Origin of the sequence: Flavobacterium sp. NPDC079362 (genome assembly GCF_050267765.1) — a bacterium.
GTDB lineage: Bacteria > Bacteroidota > Bacteroidia > Flavobacteriales > Flavobacteriaceae > Flavobacterium > Flavobacterium azizsancarii.
This window is the reverse complement of the sequence record NZ_JBNNFM010000025.1, coordinates 64,264-86,640: the sequence shown is the minus strand read 5'-3', so window position 1 is coordinate 86,640 and position 22,377 is coordinate 64,264. Positions and strand designations below refer to the sequence as shown.

22 protein-coding genes are annotated in these 22,377 nt (G+C 33.8%); 10 read left to right on the top strand and 12 right to left on the bottom strand.

Annotated elements, in window-relative coordinates:
• Positions 1 to 588 precede the first annotated feature (588 nt).
• From ACQKCJ_RS18630 to ACQKCJ_RS18620, 3 genes are all read right to left on the bottom strand, one after another.
• A complete protein-coding gene (locus tag ACQKCJ_RS18630; protein WP_017496220.1) occupies positions 589 to 1,059 on the bottom strand; it encodes an Lrp/AsnC family transcriptional regulator in 471 nt (156 codons plus the stop codon).
• Between the two features lie 394 nt (positions 1,060 to 1,453).
• Positions 1,454 to 2,203 carry a uroporphyrinogen-III synthase gene (locus ACQKCJ_RS18625; RefSeq protein WP_072964327.1) on the bottom strand — a complete coding sequence of 250 codons (750 nt, stop codon included), beginning with the start codon at positions 2,201 to 2,203 and terminating at the stop codon, positions 1,454 to 1,456.
• A gap of 14 nt (positions 2,204 to 2,217) precedes the next feature.
• Positions 2,218 to 2,910: a DUF4271 domain-containing protein gene (locus tag ACQKCJ_RS18620; protein ID WP_271337248.1), complete on the bottom strand. Its 693-nt coding sequence runs from the start codon at positions 2,908 to 2,910 to the stop codon at positions 2,218 to 2,220.
• 106 nt (positions 2,911 to 3,016) lie between these two features.
• On the opposite strand from ACQKCJ_RS18620, the gene ACQKCJ_RS18615 reads away from it, so the two are divergent.
• From ACQKCJ_RS18615 to ACQKCJ_RS18605, 3 genes are read left to right on the top strand one after another with little or no spacing between them, the layout of a single operon-like run.
• Positions 3,017 to 3,742 carry a polyprenol monophosphomannose synthase gene (locus tag ACQKCJ_RS18615; protein ID WP_271337249.1) on the top strand — a complete coding sequence of 242 codons (726 nt, stop codon included), beginning with the start codon at positions 3,017 to 3,019 and terminating at the stop codon, positions 3,740 to 3,742.
• 13 nt (positions 3,743 to 3,755) lie between these two features.
• Positions 3,756 to 5,096, top strand: coding sequence for a dihydroorotase (locus tag ACQKCJ_RS18610; protein ID WP_271337250.1), 1,341 nt, complete (start codon positions 3,756 to 3,758; stop codon positions 5,094 to 5,096).
• A gap of 9 nt (positions 5,097 to 5,105) precedes the next feature.
• On the top strand, positions 5,106 to 5,585 hold the full coding sequence (locus ACQKCJ_RS18605) for a DUF4296 domain-containing protein (protein WP_427402639.1): 480 nt from the start codon (positions 5,106 to 5,108) through the stop codon (positions 5,583 to 5,585).
• Between the two features lie 2 nt (positions 5,586 to 5,587).
• On the opposite strand, the gene ACQKCJ_RS18600 is transcribed toward ACQKCJ_RS18605, so the two are convergent.
• Complete coding sequence (locus tag ACQKCJ_RS18600; RefSeq protein WP_271337252.1) at positions 5,588 to 6,589, bottom strand: NAD-dependent epimerase/dehydratase family protein; 1,002 nt, start codon at positions 6,587 to 6,589, stop codon at positions 5,588 to 5,590.
• A gap of 220 nt (positions 6,590 to 6,809) precedes the next feature.
• On the opposite strand from ACQKCJ_RS18600, the gene tyrS reads away from it, so the two are divergent.
• Entirely contained in the window at positions 6,810 to 8,105 is a 1,296-nt protein-coding gene (gene tyrS / locus ACQKCJ_RS18595) for a tyrosine--tRNA ligase (RefSeq protein ID WP_271337253.1), read from the top strand.
• A 197-nt stretch (positions 8,106 to 8,302) separates the two neighbouring features.
• Positions 8,303 to 8,647, top strand: a complete 345-nt coding sequence (locus ACQKCJ_RS18590; RefSeq protein WP_427402638.1) for a hypothetical protein — start codon at positions 8,303 to 8,305, stop codon at positions 8,645 to 8,647.
• Positions 8,648 to 8,701: 54 nt separating this feature from the next.
• Here ACQKCJ_RS18590 and ACQKCJ_RS18585 read toward each other — a convergent pair whose 3' ends face one another.
• The 4 genes from ACQKCJ_RS18585 to ACQKCJ_RS18570 form a co-directional block, all read right to left on the bottom strand.
• Positions 8,702 to 9,682 (bottom strand): acyl transferase, encoded by a 981-nt coding sequence (locus ACQKCJ_RS18585; protein WP_427402640.1) that lies wholly within the window; start codon positions 9,680 to 9,682, stop codon positions 8,702 to 8,704.
• A gap of 137 nt (positions 9,683 to 9,819) precedes the next feature.
• Positions 9,820 to 10,158, bottom strand: a complete 339-nt coding sequence (locus ACQKCJ_RS18580) for a T9SS type A sorting domain-containing protein (protein ID WP_271337255.1) — start codon at positions 10,156 to 10,158, stop codon at positions 9,820 to 9,822.
• A 109-nt stretch (positions 10,159 to 10,267) separates the two neighbouring features.
• Positions 10,268 to 11,461 carry a hypothetical protein gene (locus tag ACQKCJ_RS18575; RefSeq protein ID WP_271337256.1) on the bottom strand — a complete coding sequence of 398 codons (1,194 nt, stop codon included), beginning with the start codon at positions 11,459 to 11,461 and terminating at the stop codon, positions 10,268 to 10,270.
• A 136-nt stretch (positions 11,462 to 11,597) separates the two neighbouring features.
• Positions 11,598 to 14,348: a TonB-dependent receptor domain-containing protein gene (locus ACQKCJ_RS18570; RefSeq protein WP_427402637.1), complete on the bottom strand. Its 2,751-nt coding sequence runs from the start codon at positions 14,346 to 14,348 to the stop codon at positions 11,598 to 11,600.
• A gap of 233 nt (positions 14,349 to 14,581) precedes the next feature.
• Here ACQKCJ_RS18570 and ACQKCJ_RS18565 point away from each other — a divergent pair, with 233 nt between their 5' ends.
• The 3 genes from ACQKCJ_RS18565 (at position 14,582) to ACQKCJ_RS18555 (ending at position 18,058) form a co-directional block, all read left to right on the top strand.
• On the top strand, positions 14,582 to 15,265 hold the full coding sequence (locus ACQKCJ_RS18565; protein ID WP_213299981.1) for a response regulator transcription factor: 684 nt from the start codon (positions 14,582 to 14,584) through the stop codon (positions 15,263 to 15,265).
• 248 nt (positions 15,266 to 15,513) lie between these two features.
• Positions 15,514 to 16,593, top strand: coding sequence for a sensor histidine kinase (locus tag ACQKCJ_RS18560; RefSeq protein ID WP_271337258.1), 1,080 nt, complete (start codon positions 15,514 to 15,516; stop codon positions 16,591 to 16,593).
• 169 nt (positions 16,594 to 16,762) lie between these two features.
• Positions 16,763 to 18,058 carry a porin gene (locus ACQKCJ_RS18555; RefSeq protein ID WP_271337259.1) on the top strand — a complete coding sequence of 432 codons (1,296 nt, stop codon included), beginning with the start codon at positions 16,763 to 16,765 and terminating at the stop codon, positions 18,056 to 18,058.
• Positions 18,059 to 18,060: 2 nt separating this feature from the next.
• Here ACQKCJ_RS18555 and ACQKCJ_RS18550 read toward each other — a convergent pair whose 3' ends face one another.
• The 4 genes from ACQKCJ_RS18550 to ACQKCJ_RS18535 all read right to left on the bottom strand — a co-directional run bounded on the left by ACQKCJ_RS18550 (position 18,061) and on the right by ACQKCJ_RS18535 (position 20,690).
• A complete protein-coding gene (locus ACQKCJ_RS18550; protein WP_271337260.1) occupies positions 18,061 to 19,131 on the bottom strand; it encodes a glycosyltransferase in 1,071 nt (356 codons plus the stop codon).
• A 237-nt stretch (positions 19,132 to 19,368) separates the two neighbouring features.
• Positions 19,369 to 19,926, bottom strand: a complete 558-nt coding sequence (locus tag ACQKCJ_RS18545) for a hypothetical protein (protein ID WP_271337261.1) — start codon at positions 19,924 to 19,926, stop codon at positions 19,369 to 19,371.
• A 316-nt stretch (positions 19,927 to 20,242) separates the two neighbouring features.
• Positions 20,243 to 20,413, bottom strand: a complete 171-nt coding sequence (locus tag ACQKCJ_RS18540; RefSeq protein WP_271337262.1) for a hypothetical protein — start codon at positions 20,411 to 20,413, stop codon at positions 20,243 to 20,245.
• A gap of 49 nt (positions 20,414 to 20,462) precedes the next feature.
• On the bottom strand, positions 20,463 to 20,690 hold the full coding sequence (locus tag ACQKCJ_RS18535) for a DUF5808 domain-containing protein (RefSeq protein ID WP_271337263.1): 228 nt from the start codon (positions 20,688 to 20,690) through the stop codon (positions 20,463 to 20,465).
• A gap of 179 nt (positions 20,691 to 20,869) precedes the next feature.
• Here ACQKCJ_RS18535 and ACQKCJ_RS18530 point away from each other — a divergent pair, with 179 nt between their 5' ends.
• Both ACQKCJ_RS18530 and ACQKCJ_RS18525 read left to right on the top strand, forming a co-directional pair.
• Positions 20,870 to 21,211, top strand: a complete 342-nt coding sequence (locus ACQKCJ_RS18530) for a helix-turn-helix domain-containing protein (protein ID WP_427402636.1) — start codon at positions 20,870 to 20,872, stop codon at positions 21,209 to 21,211.
• A gap of 38 nt (positions 21,212 to 21,249) precedes the next feature.
• Complete coding sequence (locus tag ACQKCJ_RS18525) at positions 21,250 to 22,311, top strand: helix-turn-helix domain-containing protein (protein ID WP_271337265.1); 1,062 nt, start codon at positions 21,250 to 21,252, stop codon at positions 22,309 to 22,311.
• The last annotated feature ends 66 nt before the right edge of the window (positions 22,312 to 22,377 follow it).

The window sequence follows — 22,377 nt, the reverse complement described above, 5'->3', positions numbered from 1 at the left end:
TAAATGAATGTTACCTATGAAGGCACGAATGCAGAAAATATCAAGTAATTTGATAACTACCTTGGGAAGGATAGGACGGAATCCGACAGCTACCAAGGAGTGCAGACCTTTATTGGGATAACTGAAAATAACCTCACGGAAGTACTTTAGGTTAGGTATCTATCTTAAAATGTATTGTAAATTAAGAACCGCCTTGGTACGGATCCGTATGCCGGGTGGTGTGGAAGGTCGCCTAGGGAATTAATCCCTAGGCTCCTATCCGATTTTATTTATTGCTGAAGCTTAAAAAGATAAAAAGCAAAACCCAAATTCCTGATATAATATAAATAGAGTTTAGGTATTGTTTGTTTTCTGATTTATGATATCTGAAATAAAGAATTAGAGAATAAATTATACTCACCGGAATTGAAAGTAGAAATAATAAAAACCCTGGGCCTGGCGCGCAGACTCCACAGAGACTTCTTTTCTCTCCTATTAATGCGATTGTAAAGTAAAAGATAAAAAATAATATGGTTTTAATCTCGGGTCTAATTTTTGCCATAAAGGTTTTAAAATATTATCTAATTGACACATTATCTCATTTTCTAATTACAACTGAATCTGTCTGTCAATCTGCTGATCCAGGGAAATAAACGTTTCTGTTCTTGAAACCCCTTCTATGGCTTGGATTTTAGTATTTAAAAGTTGCATTAGGTGTTCATTGTCGCGACAAATGATTTTGATTAAAACAGACCAGTTTCCTGTTGTGTAATGGCATTCCAAAACTTCGGGAATCTTTTTTAAATCCTTTACAGCTTCCGAGTTTCTTGAAGCTTTGTCAAGATAAACACCAACAAATGCCATTGTATTATATCCTAAAACTTTTGGGTTTACAGTAAATTTAGAGCCTGAAATAACACCTGATTGTTCCAGTTTTTTCAAACGCTGATGAATTGCAGCTCCGGAAATACCTATTTTATTGGCGATTTGCAAAATTGGTTTTCGGGCATCATCCATTAAGTAGCGCAGGATTTCCTTGTCGATGCCGTCAATTTCAATTATAAGGGAGTTGATTTTCATAGTTGTAGTTTGAAACTTATTTAGATGATTTGCTTTAGAATAGAAATCAAATGTAATGAAAATGCTGTGAAATAGAAAATTCCAATATTCAAATTCCAAATTCCAATTTTATTCACTTTAAGTTCAAAGAAATAAATTCCAATTTTCTTATTTGTAAAATTTTCAACGTATTTAAAACATAGCCCAAGGTTTTAACCTTGGGAGACGGATTGGGATAATGAATGAAAAATGATAAATTACACTCCACGGTTAAAAAACGTTGGCCATGTCAATATGTACAATGTTTAAATTTTTAAATAAAAATAAACATGGAATTTGATTAAAAAAGAAAAATTCCAAATCCCAGCATTAAAGTTGGAATTTGGAATTTTAAAAATTGAATATTTTGAAGGGATTATTTCCCTTTGTTTGCTTCGCTTATATATTTTTCCAGAGCCATTGTCATAGAAGGAGTTTCAGGAGTTGGAGCAAGAATATCGATTCTTAGTCCGTAGTCTAAAGCTTCTTTTTGAGTTGTGCTTCCAAAAACAGCAATTCGTGTTTCGTTTTGTTTAAAATCAGGAAAGTTTTTAAACAAAGATTTTATTCCGGTTGGACTAAAAAATGCTAAAACATCATAATAAACATCAGCAAGATCAGATAAGTCGCTCATTACAGTTTTGTAAAAAACAGCTTGTGTCCAGTCTACTTTGAGATTGTTTAATGTTATAGGAGCATCCGCATTCAATTGATCAGATGCCGGAAGCAGAAATTTTTCGTCTTTGTACTTTTTGATAAGAGGTGATAAATCTGCAAAATCTTTTGCACCAACGTAAATCTTACGTTTTCTATACACAACATACTTTTGCAGGTAAAATGCAACAGCTTCAGATTGGCAGAAATATTTCAATCCTTCAGGAACTTTATAACGCATTTCATCTGCTACTCTAAAAAAATGATCCACCGCATTACGGCTTGTCAAAATTATCGCAGTATAGTGATTAAGATCGATTTTTTGCAATCGAATCTCTTTAGCATTAACCCCTTCCACATGAATAAATGGTCTGAAATCAATTTTTATTTTGTGTTTTTGTTGGAGCTCAAAGTAAGGAGAATTTTCCACTTTAGGTTCAGGCTGTGACACCAAAATTGTTTTCACTTTCATATTATAAACATTTTCTAAGCACTCCCTTTTGTAATCCAATAATAGAGAAAATAATAAGGTGCTATTTCAAGAGCGCAAAGATATAAAATAAAATAAAATAACTTGCTGATTATTACGTTTTGATATGTTTTTATTGAAATAAAATATGAGTATAGGCTGATACATAGCGAAATACCTATGATTGCAAGCGGTATAATTTTAGGAATATTGTCATAATAAAACAAAATAGCATTAATAGGAAGGATTAAAACGCCAATATAAGTTCTATAGGTAACTTTTTGTAAGTTAAAAAGATCAGCAAACTCATCGATGTTGAATGAAGTTGCAACAATTTTCTCGATTAAAAACTTTGCCAGAATAAAATAAAGCAAAAAAGTTGCGATCTGAATGAATAAAATCCAATCTGTTTTTAAGATGCTGTAAGTTCCGGTTTTATCATCCTGTGAAAAGATGTGCATCGTTAACTGAATGAAAAAAGCATACGAAACAACTTGCACGAAAAACAAGCCTACCGTAAAGCTGCTTTTTAAATGGTTGTTATCACGATATATTTTTGCGTATTTGTCTGAAAAAATAAGCCTGCTAAATTCACTAAATCTGGTTTCATATGCAGATTTAGTCATAGCAACTACAGCAAAGGTCAACACAAATAAAAGTGTTGCCCAGTCTTTGTTTTCGATAATTCGAGGGTGAAGTTGTTCAATCATAACGCCACAAAATTAGTAATTTTTTGTCTCAATACTTTTATTATATATTTATTATGAATCAAATGCTATAAAAAGTTTACTTTTGCGATGAAATTTACGCAGAAAAATGAATGATTGTATTGTCATAATTCCCACTTACAACGAAATCGAAAATATTGAAAGTATAGTTAGAGCTGTTCTTTCACAACATAAGCCTTTTCATCTTTTAATTATCGATGATAATTCGCCGGATCATACGGCTGATAAGGTTATTGCGTTGCAGGAAGAATTTCCGGACAGGTTATTTTTAGAGAAAAGAGCTAAAAAAGCAGGTTTAGGAACCGCTTATGTTCACGGTTTTAAATGGGCTCTTGAACGCCAATATGATTTCATTTTTGAAATGGACGCTGATTTTTCTCACAACCCCAATGATCTTGAAAAATTGTTTGATGCTTGTCATTTTGGCGGAGCAGACTTAGCTATTGGTTCTCGTTATGTAACCGGTGTAAACGTTGTAAACTGGCCCTTGAGCCGTGTTTTAATGTCTTATTTTGCATCTGTTTACGTGAAGTTTATTACCGGAATGAAAATTCATGATGCTACAGCCGGATTTGTTTGTTACAAAAGAGAAGTTCTGGAAAAAATCAATCTTAATAAAATTAAATTTGTGGGCTATGCCTTTCAGATCGAAATGAAATACAGGACTTACTGTGCTAAATTTGAAATTACCGAGGTGCCAATTATTTTTACGGACAGAACCAAGGGAGTTTCAAAAATGAGCAATGCCATTATCAAAGAAGCTATTCTGGGTGTAATTTCATTAAGATTAAAAAAATTAGTCAATACCTTATAATACCACTATGGCGATGAACAGGATTTTAATAAAGAATGCTAAAATTGTAAACGAAGGATCTATTTTTGAAGGTGATGTTTTGATCGAAAACGATTTGATCGTTGAGGTTGCAGACAGCATTAGCTTAAAAACATCAGATTGTAAAGTGATCGATGCTGAAGGAAGTTACTTAATGCCGGGTGCAATCGATGACCAGGTACATTTTAGAGAGCCTGGATTAACACATAAAGGCGATATCGAATCAGAATCAAGAGCGGCAGTTGCTGGGGGAATTACTTCTTTTATCGAACAGCCCAATACAGTTCCCAACGCTGTTACTCAGGAAATCTTAGAAGATAAATATCAAATTGCAGCCGTAAAATCATTTGCGAATTATTCGTTTATGATGGGGGCAACCAATGATAATCTTGAAGAAGTTTTAAAAACAAACCCTAAAAATGTTGCAGGAATCAAGATTTTTCTAGGATCTTCGACAGGAAATATGTTGGTCGATAATGAAGCGACTTTAGAAAAAATATTCTCAAGTACACCAATGTTAATTGCTGTACATTGTGAAGATGAAACTACAATTCAAAATAATCTTGCTGCATTCAAAGAGCAATATGGTGATGATGTTCCGGTTACGGCGCACCATTTGATTCGTAGTGCAGAGGCTTGTTATATTTCGTCATCAAAAGCTGTTGCTCTGGCGAAAAAAACAGGAGCGCGTTTGCATATCTTTCATCTTTCGACTGCGAAAGAAATGGAATTGTTTACGAATAAAATTCCGTTAGAAGATAAAAAGATTACTGCTGAGGTTTGCGTACATCACCTTTGGTTCACTGATGAAGATTATAAAACAAAAGGAAACTTTATTAAATGGAACCCTGCTGTTAAAACGGCTGAAGACAGAGCAGAACTTTGGAAAGCTTTGAATGACGGACGTATTGATGTAATTGCTACAGACCATGCGCCTCATACAAAAGAAGAAAAAATGCAATCTTATCTTAATGCGCCGTCAGGAGGTCCGCTTGTGCAACATGCTGTAGTGGCAATGTTTGAAGCGCATCATCAGGGAAAAATTAGCGTGGAGAAAATCGTGGAGAAAATGTGCCACAATCCGGCTAAAATTTTCAAAATAGAAAAAAGAGGATTTGTTAAAGAAGGTTATTTTGCTGATTTGGTAATTGTAAACCCAAGTTTGCCATGGAGCGTAAAACCGGAAAATATCCTGGCAAAATGCGGTTGGTCGCCTTTTGAGAATTATACTTTTAAATCAAGGATTACACACACTTTTGTAAATGGTCAGATGGTGTATAATAACTTTAAAGTAAAAGATATCCGCGCTGGAAAAAGATTATTGTTTGATAGATAAAAAGCTGAGATGAAGAATTGTATAGTAATAATATTGGTTGTGTTTCTTTCTGTAAGTTGTAAAAAAGAGTTGGTCAAACAACCTGCAAAACTTATTGAGAAAGAAAAGATGATTGATATTATGTATGATCTGTCTCTTCTGGATGCTATGAGATATCAAAATCCATTGTCATTAGATTCTATTGATACTAATCCGGTTAAGTTTATTTTGCAAAAATATAAAGTAGACAGTTTGCAGTTTGCTCAGAGTAATATGTACTACGCGACAGATTATGAGACTTACAAGGAAATGTTTGATGAAATTGGCAAAAGACTTGCTGTTGATCAAAGAGCTACAGATTCAATAGTGAAAATTGAAGATAAAAAGGCAGCGAAAGAAAAGAAAAACAAAGCCAAGGATACGATTAAAGATCTTGTTAAGAAACCTATGAAACAACAAGTCAATATAGATTCTATAAAACAATTAATACAATCAAGAAATAAGAGATAATTTTATAATTTCGAAGTATCCTTTATATATTGATGTACATCTAAAAAAACCGTTCTCAGAGCGGTTTTTATTTTTTCATTCGAATACAAATTTTTAGAATAAGAAGCTTTTGCAGTTGCTTTAGTGAGACGTCTTTTTTGAAGAAATAAAGTTGAAAATCCCAAATCTGCCATCCAAAGAAAATTCATAAGCAATGGTTTAGCATGAGTACTTGGTTTTTTTACTTTTAGAGTATCAGCAATTGTATTGAGGATATCGCGAAAAACAATATTGTCGGCAATTAAAGTAAAGCGTTCGTTTTTGATGTCGCTTTTCATTAGTTCGTGCGAAATTCTTACTACGTCATCAATTGCTATAAAACCGGTGTTTCCCAGCGTGTAAAAAGAAAGTCCATTAGCCACTTTTCGGTACAATTCGCTGCTTCCCTCATCGAAAATTTTTGTTGTGGATATTGGTCCTAAAATCACGCCTGGATTTATGATCATCACATCAAGTCCTTCCTGAAGTCCGCGCCAGACTTCCATTTCTGCACCATATTTAGAAATAGCATAATCACTATGGGGTTTCTCCGGATTCCAGTCTGTTTCTTCGGTAATATAAGTTTCGTGAGGAGCAATATCGCCTAAAGCTGCAATAGAACTTATAAAACAGAATTTCTTTATTCCTTTAGCAATAGAAAAATTAACCATATTGGCAGTTCCCTCAATATTAGTTTTTCGAAGTAGTTCTTCATCTTTGGGATCGAAAGAGATAAAAGCAGCACAATGGTAGACGTAATCAATATCGATAAAAGCAATTTCTAAAGAAGGAACATCTAAAATATCGGCTTCAAGCCAATTGATTTTTTCGAACAAATCCCCTTTTTTATATAAGTCAAAAACGGCTTTTGTCTTTTGAATGTTTTTTTGGTTTCGGTATGTAGCCCGAACACTTTCTCCATTTTCAATTAAATGAAGTAATAAATGCGCACCAACTAAACCTGTTCCTCCAGTTACTAATACCATTTTGTAAATATACCGATTTTGCCACAAAGGCACAAAGACACAAAGTTTTTTGTTCGTTTTTTTGCTGCAAAGACAAAAAGGTCATAATTGTTATTTGTTTTAATAGAAAGGCAGTGCGATCAGTTTTCTTATTTATTTCCTTTGAGTCTTAGTGTCTTTGTAGCATTGCTTTTTGATTTTGATATTGACATTGATTACATTTGCACAAATTATTTTAAAAATGAAGAATCTAGTTGAAGAATTAAAGTGGCGAGGGTTATATCATGATAGCATGCCAGGAACGGAAGAACAATTGCTTAAAGAAGTAACAACGGCATATATAGGTTTTGATCCAACGGCAGATTCACTACATATTGGTAGTATGGTTCAGATTATTTTATTGGTTCACTTAAACAGAACGGGGCATAAAGCAATCGCTTTGGTTGGAGGTGCGACCGGAATGATTGGTGATCCGTCTGGGAAATCTGACGAAAGAAATTTGTTGAACGAAGAGACTTTGGCTAAAAACGTTGCAGGAATAAAAAGTGTTTTATCCCGTTTCTTAGACTTTAATTCAAAAGAAGCAAATGCTCCCGTTATGGTGAATAACTATGACTGGATGAAAGAATTCTCGTTTATTGATTTTGCACGTGAAGTTGGAAAACGTATCACGGTAAATTATATGATGGCGAAGGATTCAGTAAAAAAGAGATTGGCCGGAGAAGGCGAAGGAATGTCTTTTACAGAGTTTACTTATCAATTGATTCAGGGTTACGATTTTTATCATTTATATAAAAACAACAATTGCGTTTTGCAAATGGGTGGTTCTGATCAATGGGGTAATATTACTACCGGAACAGAATTAGTTCGCAGAATGGGTGGAGAAGGTGCGAAAGCTTTTGCATTGACAACGCCATTAATCACAAAAGCAGACGGTTCTAAATTTGGGAAATCTGAAGGTGGAAATGTTTGGTTGGATGCTGATAAAACTTCGGTATATAAATTTTACCAGTTTTGGGTAAATGCAACAGATGTTGATGCTGAGAAATACATTAAAATCTTTACTTTTTTGGATAAGGAAACGATTGATGTTTTAATCGAAGAGCATAAAGCAGCGCCACATTTAAGAGTTTTACAAAAGAAACTGGCTGAGGAAATCACCATTTTTGTTCATTCTGAAGAAGAATTAGAGAAAGCAATACAGGCTTCGAATATCTTGTTTGGAAACTCTACTGCAGATGATTTGAAAAAATTAGATGAAACTACTTTTTTAGAAGTTTTTGATGGAGTTCCACAAGCTGAAATCACCAAAGCTGATTTAGAAAATGGATTGGATATTGTTACTGTTTTAAACGAAAAAACAGGTTTCTTTAAATCAAACGGAGAGGCGAGAAGAGCTTTGACAGCAAACTCAATTTCTGTAAACAGAGAAAAAATTAAAGAAGATTTTGTATTAACAGCAAATGATTTAATCAATAATCAGTTTGTGTTGTTGCAAAGTGGAAAGAAAAATTATTTTGTGATTAGAGTAGTTTAGTCGTTTGTTGAAGGTCAAAAGCGATTTAACGAATAAACAAATTGACGATTAACCTTTTTTATAAAAACGTCCCAATACCTCGAAAGAGTTGTTGGGATTTTTTTTTGTTTTATCTTTTTTTTAGTGACAGAGTAATTATTTGTGCGTAGAATCGTATAAAAACCTATATTAGTGGCTTGTTACTTAAAACCTAATTTATGATTGGACTTTTATTTTTATATTGGATTTGGAAAGCATTCGCTAATTTGGCGCTTGAATATGGTAAAAATAAGTGGGCTTATTTCTTTTTTGGATTAGTGTCTTATTATGGGGGAACTATTGTTGCTGGATTTATTGTTGCTATTGGATTAGCGCTTGTCAATGGTTTTGATTCTCTTGGTAATGAAGATTTTGTAGATCCAATTTGGAATCTATTTTATATACTTTTTGGAGGATTAAGTTGTTACGGCATTTATAAGTTTCTGGAAAATAAAGCAGAAAAGGAAAGAGAATTAAATAAAAAGGAGGGCATTGAAAATATAGGTGTATACAGTGAAGATTAATTTTTGATTTAGTGTTAATTCGGTTTACCGATTAAACAAATCAACGATGCAACATTAGAGAACCATCAAATTACAACCACGAATATCAGAATTATCAAAACGTCCCAATACCTCGAAAGAGTTGTTGGGATATTTTTTGCCCAGATCCTGCGTGGCAATAAAAGAGCAGGAGTTGATATTGGCTAAATCAATAACGTTTACTCCGCCTGTTTTTTCATCTTTCACATAAGTAAGTGCATCTTCAGGATCGCGTACAAGTATATGCATCCATGACGGGCATTCAAAAACGCCTTCGCCCAAAGAATAGGCCTGTCCAAGAAGTTCCGTCATTCCGTATTCTGAGTGAATGGCTGAAACGCCAAAACCTTTGCACAGTATCTCGTGTAATTCTTCGCGGATCATTTCTTTGCGTTTGCCTTTCATTCCTCCGGTTTCCATAATAATGGTGTTTTGAAGGTTGAACTGATGTTTTTCGATCAAATCTAATAAAGCATACGTAACACCAATTAAAATGACATTTTGACCAGACTCATCGAGTGCGGTTAATTTCTTAATTAAGTCGTCGTGATTGTGTAAATAAAACCCGCTTTCATGCTGATTGGATAACTTTATTAAGTCTTCGACCATGTAAATTAACGAAGAGCCGTCGCGCTCAAGATAGGATGGTAAAAGCGCTAAAACAACGTAATCTTCGATATTGCCATAAAATTGGGAAAATCCTTTTCTATAGCTTTCTTCATAAAGAGAAACATCAGTCACAATATGTCTGCTGGTAATCATTCCTGTAGTTCCGCTGCTTGTAAAAGTAACCTGAGCGGGATCATTATTAGAAACTACGTTATGGCTTTTGAAAAACTGAATAGGTAAAAATGGAATTTGTTCCAGCGATTTTACCTGTTGTGGATTGACTTTTAAAAAATCACAGAAATTACGATATACGATATTATTCTCGTGTTGAAAACGAAACACTTTTAAGGCTGTTTTTTCAAATTGTTTATGACTCGAAATCGTAAATATATCGTTGGCTGTAATCAAAACTTTTTTGTGCAAAGATATTGTTTTTAGTTTTTAGTCATCGTTTTCAGTGGCAGTTTTTGGTATGTAATGCAACTGAAAACTGAACCTGAGGCTGAAAACTAAAAAAGCTCCTGAAAAGGAGCTTTTTTATGATTTTATCGAATGATGAGCTTTCTGGTTGCAGAAGCGTTCTCTTCACTTATTTTTATGATATAAACACCAGGAACAAGATCAGACACGTTTAATTCTCGTGAACTTAAATGTGTCTGAAGTACTTTTTTGCCCAGTACATCAAAAATTATAATTTCTTTTTCTAAGTCATTTTTAGAGGAGATGTATACTTTTCCGCCAGTGACCGGATTAGGGTACAAGCTTAAACCCTCAATGACAGTCGCATCTTGAGGTTTTGGTAATTGCTTACTATCTTGTGCTGAGACACTCATAGTAAAGAAAAAAGCCAATAAGAATGTAATATAAAAGTAGTTTTTTGCCATCGCATATTTTTGATTAATGTAAATATACAAAAAAAATTACAAAAATTACGCCAAAAAAAAACATCCTAAAAATTTAGGATGTTTTTAACAATTTTATGTTTTGAGTATGTTATAGACCTTTTGTCCATCCAGCAGCCCAAGTAGGAACTCCTGATCCGTTTCCTGCTCCAAGTGCAGTAGTCGATTCTGTGAATACTTTAGAAACATCAGCAACTAATTTTCCAGTAGTTGTACCTTTTGATTTTACAGGAACATCTTCGAATTTAACGTTAGTTGCTAATAAGTCAACTCCTACGTATGAAATCGTTTCATCGTGTTCAACATCAAAACCAGTTTTCCAACCTTTTAATACAACATTGTCAAATTTACCTTTTGTTCCAACTCTCAATTTAAATGCTTGAGATTCTGCACTTGTGTCAGTTGATCCAAAACCAACTAAAGTAAGGTTTTTGATTGTTGGGAAAGAAATTGGACTAGCCAGGTGGTTGTTAGCGTTATTATCTGCTTCTACACCTCTGTTACCAGCGTTTGTTCTGATTCCGTAGAAAAACTCACCAGTTCCGTTCCATCCTTCAGTCCAGTCAAATAAATCATCCCCAACGTTTGCAGCATCTTTATTAGAAACTACTAAGTGAGAAGCATTTACGGTTCCACCAAACCACTCGAATCCATCATCAGAGCTTTCGAAAATTTGAACGTAATCAACGCTTGTTCCTTTACCAACACCAAAGAAAGAGATTCCGTTGAATTCTTTATCTGAGTTGTAAGCGTATCCAGGATATTCAATTCTTAAGTATTTGATTGATCCAGAGTTGTCATTAACGTCAGTTCCACCGTATGGTAAGTCAGAAACTTCAGCAGATGCAGTTGCTCCTTTGTTGATAGGCGCTTTTCCGCAAATTACTAATCCACCCCAAGCTCCAGGTTTGTGTTCTGTAGCTGTCATAACTACAGGATTTGCAGCTGTTCCCTGAACGTCGATTTTTCCACCTTGAGAAATAGCAATGTATCTTATAGACTCAATTTTGTTTACATCTAATTTAGATGCTTCAATAATAACTCCGGGTTTGATAGTAAGTTTTGCAGTACTCTTAACGATTAATTTTCCTGTAAGTTTATAAGTTCCGGATTCTAAAATAACTTCTCCGTCATTAATCTCCCCTTGAAGATTGTCTCTGTTTACTACGAAACTAGAGCCAGGTAAAGTAGGTGCATCATTGTTGTTGTCGCTTGAGCAAGACGTTGTAAGTGTTACAAGTGATAAAGCTGCTAAGCCGAAGATTGTTGAAAGTGTGTTTTTCATTACTTTTTTTATTAGTTTGTGTTTGTGCAAATATGAAAACTTAAGTCTGAATGAATGTTAAGCTGTCGTAATGGATTTGTTATATGTTTTTTAACGAAATGTTAAGAAATTAACAAGCGGGTTTCTTGTTTGTTTATTAGAATTGGTAATTCATTCCCAATCCAAATGTTACTCCTTTTTTATAGTTAAAAACTAAAACGTCTCCGCCAGTGTTTTCCTGAACTCTCTTAAATTGTGGGTTCAATAAGTTTCTTGCTCCAAAATCAATTCCAAGGCTCTTGTTTAATTTAGTTTTGAAAACTAGATCTAAAGTCCCCATTGCTTTGTCTACTAAATTTCCCTTTTGTTCAGATCCAATTGCGTAAAGTTTATCAGAATAATGATTGTATGCGATGGTCGCCATAATTCCGGCATCATTGTTCCAGTTTTTAGTATAAGATAGATCCGCATTTAAAATCAAATCAGAAGCGCCTGTAAAACCTGAACTAGTATCCGTAAGGTTGATGTTCATTCTGCTGTTGGTTTCTTTTTGAACTTTTTCAGAATCAATTTCCTGATGTGTTTTCATTAATGAAGCATTAAACCCAAAAGAAAGTTTGTTAGTATATTCTCCTTCAATTTCAAAAATGTTTTTTCTTGCTTCCAATTCAAGTCCGTAAGCATAACCTGAATCTCCAATGTTTACCCATGAAATATCATTTGATGCAGAAGCAATTACAACTTCGTTAATTGGATCTAAAATGTATTTTCCAAAAGCAGTAACAGAGAATAATTCATCGCTTTTTGGGAACATTTCCCATTTTAAGTCAAAATTGTAATTTTGTGAAGGATATAAATCAGGGTTACCAATTTTAGTTTCCATTACATCTTCATAAATAAACAAAGCACGCTCTTTAAATTGTGGTAATGTATAGGTTTTGCTTGCTGCCAAACGAAGATTTTGCTTTTCGCTTAATGCATATTTTAAAGCTAAACTTGGTAAGAATTCGTTTCTGTCAAATTCATTTTTACCACCAGATGCATCAAGTTGTGTTCTCCAGGTAACACTTTGAGATATTTTTTCGTATCTAAAACCTAAAACACCACTTAGTTTTTCAGATAATTTATATTCGATATTAGCAAATCCTGCATGAATGTCCTGATCACCGCTATAAGTTTGCGGCGTCATTCCGGCAAAAGCACCAATTGAAAATGTACCGTTGTTGTAGTTTGCCTGATTAAAGAAAGCATCTAAATTATTTGGGGTTACACTCGTTCCTAAACCTGCCTGACTTACATTGAAGTTGAATTGTATAGCTTCGAAATCGCGTTTTTTAAATTTACCGTTATAACCCGCAACGATTTTTCCTTTTGAAGTGCCACTTTCTTTATCTCCTAATTTATAAGTAAAAGCAAGATTAGCAGCAGCTTCGTCTTCTTTTAGGTTTTGATAGTATCTCTGATTGTCAGTAGTTGTTCTTTGAGCAATTGTGTAGATATCAGTAGTTGGGTTATAGAACATTTTATTTTGAGTCCTGTCTGGCATATCGCCTTTGACAGTATTGTATGAAACTCCCCAATCAAAATCTATTTTATCTGTTATTTTGTGGTTTCCTAAAAGCTGATTGATGAAAACAGTATTCTGTGAGAACGTTCCTCTTTGAACAAGAAGACTCGCATCAGCATTATCAAAATCTCTATCAGTTCCAAAATAAGTATCTCTCGTTTGCTCAGATGAATTGATGTACAAAAAGTTGTAGCCAATTTTGTGATTTTTGTTTAAGCGATAATTGGCATTAAACATCCCGGTAGAGTTTGTGTTGTAAGTGTATTTTTCCTGGTGAAAAGATTTTAATGATGCTCCCTGCGCATTTACACTTTGGCTTAAACCTTCTCTATATTCGTAACCATTGTTAAAGCTCGCAGTTGCAAAAACGCTAAGTTTTCCTTCTTCACCAATATTGAAAGTTTTTCCTGCTTTCAGATTAAAGTTTCCGCCAAAAGGGCTTTCTTTTTTAGGATTCAGGCTGTTTTCAAAATTATATCCCGTCAAAGCATTTTGAGGAACTCCGTATGAAACAAAACCTGATTTATTAGGGCCTTGCTGTAATAAAAATTTATCAGAATTTTGTAGAGCATTTGTGTTCACTTTAGATCCCAGTGAGATTTCAAACATTCCTTTTCCGCGGTAATCTTTTGAAACTATATCTACGTTTCCTCCTGCAAAATCACCATACATTCTTGATCCGTAAGATTTGTCAATAGAAATATATTCCACAATATCTGTTGAAAAAAGATCCAGAGCAATGTTTTTTCTCTCAGGATCATTAGATGGTATTGGCAATCCGTTCATCGAAGTAGAATTATAACGGTCACCAAGTCCTCTTACAAAAACATTGTTGCTTCCTTCTTGTTTAGAAACTCCTGAAGTTTTTGCTACAGCCGCAGCTACATCGCCAACCCCTTTTCTTGACAATTCCTGCGCACCAATAGTTTGTTTAATGTCAACCGCATTCTTTTGTTCTAAAAGTAATGCAGATTCTTTTTGTTTGTTTACTGCTGCTGATTTTACAACAACATCTTGTAGAGTAAAACTTCCTGAAGAAAGTACCTGACTAACCGTAATAGTTTCGTTTGCTTTTACAATTACTGGTTTCTCTACAGATTCATATCCAACGAAACTAAAAATAATAATATAATTTCCCGGATTTACGCTCAACGAATATTTTCCGTCAATGTCAGTGTTCGCGATTGTGTTAGTCCCTTTTACTAAAACATTTGCGAAAGGTAAAGGTTGATTATTGGTTTCCTTGTCGGTTAGTACACCAGAAATCGTACCTTTGGTTTGCGCGACCGAAATCGTACAAATAAATAATGTAATAAATAGAAATTTTAAATTGAATTTCATTTTTGTGTTGTGTTTAATTTATTTTTGTGCAAAGAAAGAAACGCCGTGTAAAGTTCATGTTAGGCACTTGTTATGTTTTTGTGTCTTGTAGATTATCAAATTGTTACCACATTAAATTACCGTTAACCGCAGTTTTTAACGGTTATTTTGTTAGTATATTTACGCTGTGAAATAAAAAACATCGAATGTATAATGAAGAAAATTTGATGTAAAAATCTCAATTTTTGCTATTTATGAAAAAAACACAAACCAAGATTTTATTAGTTGACGATGAACCAGATATCTTGGAAATCGTAGGCTATAACCTTGCTCAGGAAGGCTATCAGATTGTTACAGCTTCTAATGGAAAAGAAGCTATAGCAAAGGCTCAGAAAGAATTGCCGGACTTAATTATTATGGATGTTATGATGGCCGAAATGGACGGAATGGAAGCCTGTGAACACATCAGAAAAATTCCGGAATTAAATAATGTTATCATAACATTTCTGACAGCCAGAAGCGAAGATTACTCACAAGTTGCTGGTTTTGATGCAGGTGCAGATGACTATATTACCAAACCAATAAAACCAAAATTATTGGTAAGTAAAGTAAAGGCTTTGTTAAGAAGGTTAAAAGAACAAGAAGTTGTTAGTGATACCTTGAATGTAGGCGGAATCGAGATTAATCGTGAAGAATACAAGATCATAAAAGGCAATGTCGAAATTGCTTTACCAAGAAAAGAATTCGAATTATTTTACTTATTAGCCTCTAAACCTGGAAAAGTTTTCAAAAGAGACGAAATCCTGGATAAAGTTTGGGGTAATGAAGTGGTAGTAGGAGGAAGAACAATCGATGTTCATATTAGAAAACTACGTGAAAAAATAGGAGAAGAGCTTTTTAAAACCATCAAAGGTGTTGGTTATAAATTTGAAGTTTAATTTTTTTTAAGACACTGAGGTTCTAAGATACTAAGTTGCTAAGGCTCCGAGTATAATGAGGGGTTTAGTTAGGATTTACTTACATAAAAAAATAAACCATATAAGGAGTTAAAGAGCATATGAGCTTTAATTTCTTATATGGTTTTTGAGTTAACTTTGTTTTGAGTTCAAATGTTAATTTAAAAGAAATTCATTAACTCAAAAGAGAAACTTAATTTTTCTTAATCTCTTAATGGTTAAATAAATCAATGAAAATTAATTTTAAAAAAACATACAAATTTGCAGTAAAATCAGCATTATATATCAGTCTCTTTGGGACAGGATTTGTGTTGATCCTGATGAACTTATTTTATAAAAATCAATTAAAACATCAGGTAGCCTTTGGAATAATCTTTCTTATTTCAATTTATATATTCTCCTTTCTGGTTTTACAATATCGTGTAGAGCGTTTTATTTATCGAAGAGTAAAGAAAATCTACGATGAGGTTTCGTTGCTGGAATCTACCACACTTATTAATCAGCCCATAACTACAGATATGGAAACTCTTTCGCGCGAAGTGAAAAAGTTTGCTACAGATAAAAAACTGGAAATCGAAATGCTCGAAATTCGTGAACAATATCGAAGAGAGTTTTTAGGCAATGTTTCACACGAATTAAAAACACCTTTGTTTACCGTTCAGGGTTATGTTTCGACTTTGCTGGATGGTGCTATGGATGATAAAACAATCCGTAAGAAATACCTTAAACGTGCCGAAAAAGGAGTTGAGCGACTTATTTATATCGTCGAAGATTTAGACATGATTACCAAATTAGAATCAGGTGATTTAGATTTGAATATTACCGATTTTAATATTGTAGAATTGATTCAGAATGTTTTTGATTTGTTAGAAATGAAAGCTGACAAAAAGAAAATAAAATTGGCTTTTGAAAGCAAAAATGTACAATCTGTAGTGATACGTGGAGATAAGGACAGGATACAGCAGGTTTTGGAAAACCTGATTGTTAATTCTATTAAATATGGTAAGGATGTTGGTTTAACTGAAGTTGGCGTTGTAAATCTAACCAAGAAAAAAGTCTTAATCCGAATTAGCGATAACGGAGAAGGAGTTGAAAAACAAAATATCCCAAGACTTTTTGAACGTTTTTACAGAGTTGACAAAAGTGGAACCCGATCTGAGGGTGGTTCCGGTTTAGGATTGGCGATTGTTAAGCACATTATCGAAGCGCATAAAGAGAAAGTATATGTAGAAAGTGAATTCGGAATTGGTTCTGAGTTTTCTTTTACACTCGAAAAAGCACATAAGACAATAAAAACCGAGGTTAAATAATTGTAATCAGATTTAGCTAAAGTGCTGTAAAATATGACGTTTTAACAATTAATCAATTTACAGTAAAACCTCATAACATTAAATTTTTATTATAGTAACATCCTGTTAATGATTTCTTAACATTGATGCGGCATCTTTGCATCGTAAAATTAAGGGAATTACAGAAAGGATGATAAAAAGAAAATTAGTGGCCGTTTTATTGCTGATGAATTTCGCAGCAATTGCTCAGGATCTGAATAAACAGGATGTAAAAAACGAAGTAATGCGTATTTTAGATTCTATCAATAAAGCAAAACTTCCGGATACCAAATCTGGAGTTAGTAGTGAAGAACATTGGTACGACAGAATCTCGTTGCGAGGTTATGCACAAATAAGATACAATGGTTTGTTTTCTACAAATGATAAAGTTTCCTGCGAGCAATGTGACAAATCCTGGGGAACGACTTCTACGGAACCGGATGCAAAATCAAACAACGGACTTTTTATCCGTCGTGCACGTCTAGTATTTTCCGGTCAGGTACATCCAAATGTATTTTTCTATTTTCAACCTGATTTTGCGAGTTCGCCAAGTACCGGAATCCAGAATTTTGTTCAGATTCGGGACTTGTATTTCGATCTTTCTTTTGATAAGAAAAAGGAATACCGTGTTCGTGTAGGACAAAGTAAAATTCCTTATGGTTTCGAAAACATGCAGTCAAGCTCCGTTAGGTTGGCATTAGATAGAAATGATGCCATGAACAGCGCAATATTAAACGAACGCGATTTAGGGCTTTTCTTTTACTGGGCGCCAGCCAAAATCAGAGAGCGTTTTGCTATGTTGGTAAAAGATGGTTATAAAGGTTCAGGCGATTTTGGAGTTTTTGCCTTTGGGGTTTATAATGGTCAAATAGCCAATAAACTGGATGGTAACCGGGATCTGAATGTTGTCACGAGACTGACTTATCCTTTTGTTATTGGCAGTCAGATTATCGAGCCGGGAATTCAGGCATATACCGGAAAATGGGCTTTTACCGGCGAAATTTCACCAGGAGTAAAAGTTAACGATCCACAATATGTAAAAGATCAAAGAGTAGGGGCAACATTTGTTTTGTACCCAAGACCTTTTGGGATCCAGACAGAATATAATATAGGTACCGGACCTCGTTACAATACCGTAACCAATACGGTTGATGAAACAGATTTGAACGGAGGTTATATATTACTGAATTATAAATTAGATATAAAAAAGCAGCACTTATATCCTTTTGCTAAATTTCAATATTATGACGGAGGAAAAAAGTATGAAAAAGATGCCAGAAGTTATGTTGTCAGAGATTATGAAATTGGTATAGAATGGCAGCCTTTTAAAGCTTTTGAACTTACGGCAGAATATGTTATCGCAGACAGGACTTTTGAAGACAGCGTGCTTCCAATAAACCGTCAGCAAGGTAATTTGTTACGATTGCAGGCACAGTTTAATTTCTAAAATTAGTCCTCAAAAACCGTAAATAACGAATCCCAGTCAATGGTATCGTTAAACTGAGTTAAACCTTTAAACGACTTTACTTTTGAAAGATCTTCAATTGTAAAGGCGTCTTGCATTGCATACGGTACCAGGTTTTCTTCCTGAAGTTTGATTGCTAAATATTCTTGTTCGTATTGTCCGGGAGTAGGGATGAAAAAAGCTTTTTTTCCTAGTTTTGCTAAATCCATTACAGTAGTGTAACCAGAACGGCATAAAACAAAATCACTCTCATTAAAAGTTTGTTCTAATTGTTTCGAGTTCATGAAATTATAATACGTGACATTTCCGGCTTGCCATTTGGTTTGTGTTTTCTCGACAATGCCCTGTATAAAAACAACCTTGCCTTTGTAGTTCAAAACCTCTTTTTGCAGTTTTTCATCTAAGAAAGTGCGTTGGGGTTCCGGACCTGATAAAATAATCATCAGATCATACAATTTAGGTGTTTCCTTTTTGCGCATTCTGCTTAAAGGACCAATATATTTTAGATTAAGATCAGTTGTTTTAAGATGGCCAAGATCTCCCGTTAAATTTGTCTGCTCATTTGTATCGGGAACCCAGCATTCAGTATATTTCTTTATAATATGCTGATGGCATTTACTGGTAAACCAAGTTGTATTTCCCGTCATGACATTTAGCTGATGAGTCATAAAAACCGAAGGGACTTTTTTGCTGAAAACCCCAAGTCGGTTATCAGAAATAATTCCGTCGATTCCGTGCTTTTTGATCCAGCGCTTTACTATTTTTTTCTCGTCGAGAATTGCAACGATCATTTTGGGTAAATTTTTGATCAGTTTCCATTTAAAATTTTTACCATTCTTCGCATACTCAATATGATAAGAGGGTAATTCGAGTGTTTGAATGTATGGAAACTCTTTTCGTAATAGTGCCAGTGCGACACCGTCAGAGGCTATTATTGGAATATAATTGTTTTCCTGAAGCGCTTTTATAATCGGGATACATCTTGTGGCGTGGCCCAATCCCCAGTTTAATGGAGCAACTAAAATTGTTTTGTTCGCAGAATAGTCAATGCTCATAGTTTTAACGCTTTTTAAAAACGAAGATAGAGAAATATGTTTTTTATGTTATTTCGCACATATTACTAAATTATTAACTCTGGAATCTCATCATGACTCAATAATCCTTTAAAACCGTTAAAAAAAAATAATGCTAATTGAGCAAGGTTACTTATATGTTAACTAATGTTTTCTTAATTATTTTTCAAAAAAAAAGGAGCTATTATTAGCTCCTTATCTATATCTGTAAAATTATTATTAATCCTGAATATACGTTTTGTTTCCGTTTTTGTTAATGTAGTATTTACCACCTTTTGGTCCGGTGTATACTTTTTTTCCGTTGTATTCGCCAGTAACCTTGTCTGCTACTTTTGGCGCTTTTTCGTTAGTTTCCTTTACAGTCTTAGTTGCTGTTTTAGCCGTTGCTGTAGCATCTTTTTTAGCCGTTTTTGCTGTAGCATCAGCTTTAGTTGCTGATTTCTTTACGTCAGCTTTTGCACTTTCTGCTGCTGTAGTAGCTTTTTTTGACGCCTTAGTAGCGTCACTTTTTGCTTTTGCTGCGTCTTTGTCGGCAGCTTTTTTAGTTGCTGCGGCACTTTCTTTTTTTGCAGATGCTGAAGCGTCAGTAGCATCCTTCGCTGCTTTTTTAGATTTTGTGGCTTCTTTTTTAGCATCAGTTGCTGCCTTATCTGCAGTTGCTTTTGTTTTTTTAGCGGTAGCAGTAGTTTTGCTTTTTGCATCTTTTACAGCTGTTTCCTGTGCATAGAAATTAGAGGATAACACAACCATAAAGCAAAGTAATAATAATTTTTTCATAAGGTTACAATTTTTAAATTTTAATTAAAATTAGTCAATTTATTAATACGTTTTTCGTAAACTGTTAAAAATAAGCACGAAGCTAAACGTTGCCACTGTGAACGACAGATTCTGTTTTACTTTGCAGGACTTGATAATTTAAAATTACATTCGAAAATTGCGTAATATATTTTTGTGAAAAATAATTCCAAGACTATATTCTGTCCCTCCTTAAAACCTTTAGGTATTTGAAATCCGACAGTGGAGAACTCATTTTTGACAGACTTATCTATTGCAGATAATTCTCAAGTTCAAGTCTTGAGAGTTTGTTTAAAAACTATTTTCGGCTTTTTATCTGATTGTACATACATACAGATATCGAAAGTGCCAGAACAAGAGAGGTTGCCGTTTTTATCAGATTTCCGGTATGATCCGGTTTATAAAAGAAGTATGCTAAATAAAGACAGCTAATAATAGCCATGCTGTATTTGAATATAAAGAATTTCATGTTGTCAATGAATATTGATCCGGTATGATCATTTGTTTTTTTGCCTGAATTATTTAATATGTTCCGATATAACAAGAAGAATGGCAATAATAACGATGACTAAAAATACAGAGTTTGGATTTGCAAAATTAATGGTCCATCCCATTTGTTTCATTCGTTTTGGCGGAAACAATCTTTTATCCTTTGGATTGTAATAGAAAATTCCCCAAATCCAATTATTAGGATCATTATTCCATTCGTTCTGAGTTTCCTCACTGGGATTATTGTTATAGTTCATTATTTACTTGTTTTTCAGCATGTCTAAATTACTACTTTGTGAGCGTTTGTTTTATGTGATTATCGGGTATTTTTAATACGTAATTTATAGGTATTTTTTATTTAAAAATAATAAATCCTTTGTGAGTATATATTTATAAAACTGTCCTCTATTGTTTTGTAAGGAAAACTCTGTTTATTATGAATATTGTTGTAGCGAATAAAATCAAGACACTTCGAAAAGATAAAAAGATGTCGCAGGAAGAAATGGCAGATTATCTTAATATGTCACAATCAGCATATGCAAGAATGGAAAATGGCGAAAGTCATACTTGGGCAATTCATATTTTAAAAATCTGTAAAATTTTCGGAATAGCTCCTGAAGAGTTATTGAAGGTAGAAAGTAGCCATAAAACAGGATCTTCTGATAATGCGATTCCTGAATTATCTCATACTGTAATAGAACATTATGAAGAACGAATCAAAGAATTGAAAAAAGTAATTAAGGATTTGAAGAACAATAAAAAACTGCTGAATTCATAAATTTTTTTAGCTTTGTCAGAATATAACAAACGTAATTTATGGATACCAGTAAGGAACTCTTATTTTTTTTTAGTGCCTTAGGAGTTTTCAACGGAATTATTTTGGGCGTGTATTTCTTCTTTTTTACCAGAAAAAAATACCTGACCAATTATTTTCTGGGTGCGCTCTTATTTGCCTTGAGTATCAGAATTGGGAAATCGGTGTTTGTGTATTTTAATCCCACGTTGCCAAAAATGTATTTGCAATTTGGGTTAACCGCTTGCTTTTTTATTGGTCCCTTTTTATATTTTTTCCTGAAATCAGCCGTTGCTGAAATTAATATAATGCCCAAATCCTGGAAACTCATACTTTTATTCTGGGCAATATTGATTGTTTCGGTCGGAATTATTTATCCGTATGAATATTATCCTTTGCTTTGGAACCAAATTTTTATATGGATTATTTATTTTCAATGGATTGCTCATATTATTTTCTCTGGCTTTACGATCAGAGAAATATTAGCAAAAATCGTAAATAGAAAACACAAAACAACTCCGGCAGAAATGTGGTTCGGGATGCTTTTTTTTGGCAATTTCCTTTTATTCTTTTTTTATTTTCTTGCCATAATGCGTGCTCCGGCAGCTACTTATATTAGTGGAGCAATTGTTTTTTCGATTATGTTCTATTTAATTATTTCTGTCCTTTTATATCGTAAAAAAACGGATGATTTGTTTTTATTAAACGGATCAAAGAATTCCGGTAAAAAAATAGATTCAACAGAAGCCGAGATTTTTACACAAAAACTCGAAAGTGTAATGAACGAAAAGACTTTGTATAAAAATCCCAATCTTACATTACAGGACTTGTCTAAAGAAATAAATATTTCAAGTCATCAATTATCACAATTTTTGAATAATAATCTGGGGAAGAACTTTACCAGTTTTGTAAACGAATACAGGATCAAAGAAGCTTGCGAAATTATGATTTCAAACGACAAACTAACTTTAGAATCTATTGGGTATGATGTCGGTTTTAATTCTAAATCTACTTTTTTTGCAGCTTTTAAAAAACATACCGGAACCACTCCATCCAACTATCAAAATCAAGCTTTACAGGCTTAGAGGGAGTATAGGTTTATAAATTCGTACTCCTGATTTCTATTCTGGTTACCTCCTATTGCGATTTAG

Excerpts from the sequence above, each read along its gene's own strand:
- ACQKCJ_RS18630 (WP_017496220.1), bottom strand. The coding sequence starts at position 1,059 with ATGAAAATCAACTCCCTTATAATTGAAATTGACGGCATCGACAAGGAA.
- ACQKCJ_RS18625 (WP_072964327.1), bottom strand. The coding sequence starts at position 2,203 with ATGAAAGTGAAAACAATTTTGGTGTCACAGCCTGAACCTAAAGTGGAA.
- ACQKCJ_RS18620 (WP_271337248.1), bottom strand. The coding sequence starts at position 2,910 with ATGATTGAACAACTTCACCCTCGAATTATCGAAAACAAAGACTGGGCA.
- ACQKCJ_RS18615 (WP_271337249.1), top strand. The coding sequence starts at position 3,017 with ATGAATGATTGTATTGTCATAATTCCCACTTACAACGAAATCGAAAAT.
- ACQKCJ_RS18610 (WP_271337250.1), top strand. The coding sequence starts at position 3,756 with ATGAACAGGATTTTAATAAAGAATGCTAAAATTGTAAACGAAGGATCT.
- ACQKCJ_RS18605 (WP_427402639.1), top strand. The coding sequence starts at position 5,106 with ATGAAGAATTGTATAGTAATAATATTGGTTGTGTTTCTTTCTGTAAGT.
- ACQKCJ_RS18600 (WP_271337252.1), bottom strand. The coding sequence starts at position 6,589 with ATGGTATTAGTAACTGGAGGAACAGGTTTAGTTGGTGCGCATTTATTA.
- tyrS (WP_271337253.1), top strand. The coding sequence starts at position 6,810 with ATGAAGAATCTAGTTGAAGAATTAAAGTGGCGAGGGTTATATCATGAT.
- ACQKCJ_RS18590 (WP_427402638.1), top strand. The coding sequence starts at position 8,303 with ATGATTGGACTTTTATTTTTATATTGGATTTGGAAAGCATTCGCTAAT.
- ACQKCJ_RS18580 (WP_271337255.1), bottom strand. The coding sequence starts at position 10,158 with ATGGCAAAAAACTACTTTTATATTACATTCTTATTGGCTTTTTTCTTT.
- ACQKCJ_RS18575 (WP_271337256.1), bottom strand. The coding sequence starts at position 11,461 with ATGAAAAACACACTTTCAACAATCTTCGGCTTAGCAGCTTTATCACTT.
- ACQKCJ_RS18570 (WP_427402637.1), bottom strand. The coding sequence starts at position 14,348 with ATGAAATTCAATTTAAAATTTCTATTTATTACATTATTTATTTGTACG.
- ACQKCJ_RS18565 (WP_213299981.1), top strand. The coding sequence starts at position 14,582 with ATGAAAAAAACACAAACCAAGATTTTATTAGTTGACGATGAACCAGAT.
- ACQKCJ_RS18560 (WP_271337258.1), top strand. The coding sequence starts at position 15,514 with ATGAAAATTAATTTTAAAAAAACATACAAATTTGCAGTAAAATCAGCA.
- ACQKCJ_RS18555 (WP_271337259.1), top strand. The coding sequence starts at position 16,763 with ATGATAAAAAGAAAATTAGTGGCCGTTTTATTGCTGATGAATTTCGCA.
- ACQKCJ_RS18550 (WP_271337260.1), bottom strand. The coding sequence starts at position 19,131 with ATGAGCATTGACTATTCTGCGAACAAAACAATTTTAGTTGCTCCATTA.
- ACQKCJ_RS18545 (WP_271337261.1), bottom strand. The coding sequence starts at position 19,926 with ATGAAAAAATTATTATTACTTTGCTTTATGGTTGTGTTATCCTCTAAT.
- ACQKCJ_RS18540 (WP_271337262.1), bottom strand. The coding sequence starts at position 20,413 with ATGAAATTCTTTATATTCAAATACAGCATGGCTATTATTAGCTGTCTT.
- ACQKCJ_RS18535 (WP_271337263.1), bottom strand. The coding sequence starts at position 20,690 with ATGAACTATAACAATAATCCCAGTGAGGAAACTCAGAACGAATGGAAT.
- ACQKCJ_RS18530 (WP_427402636.1), top strand. The coding sequence starts at position 20,870 with ATGAATATTGTTGTAGCGAATAAAATCAAGACACTTCGAAAAGATAAA.
- ACQKCJ_RS18525 (WP_271337265.1), top strand. The coding sequence starts at position 21,250 with ATGGATACCAGTAAGGAACTCTTATTTTTTTTTAGTGCCTTAGGAGTT.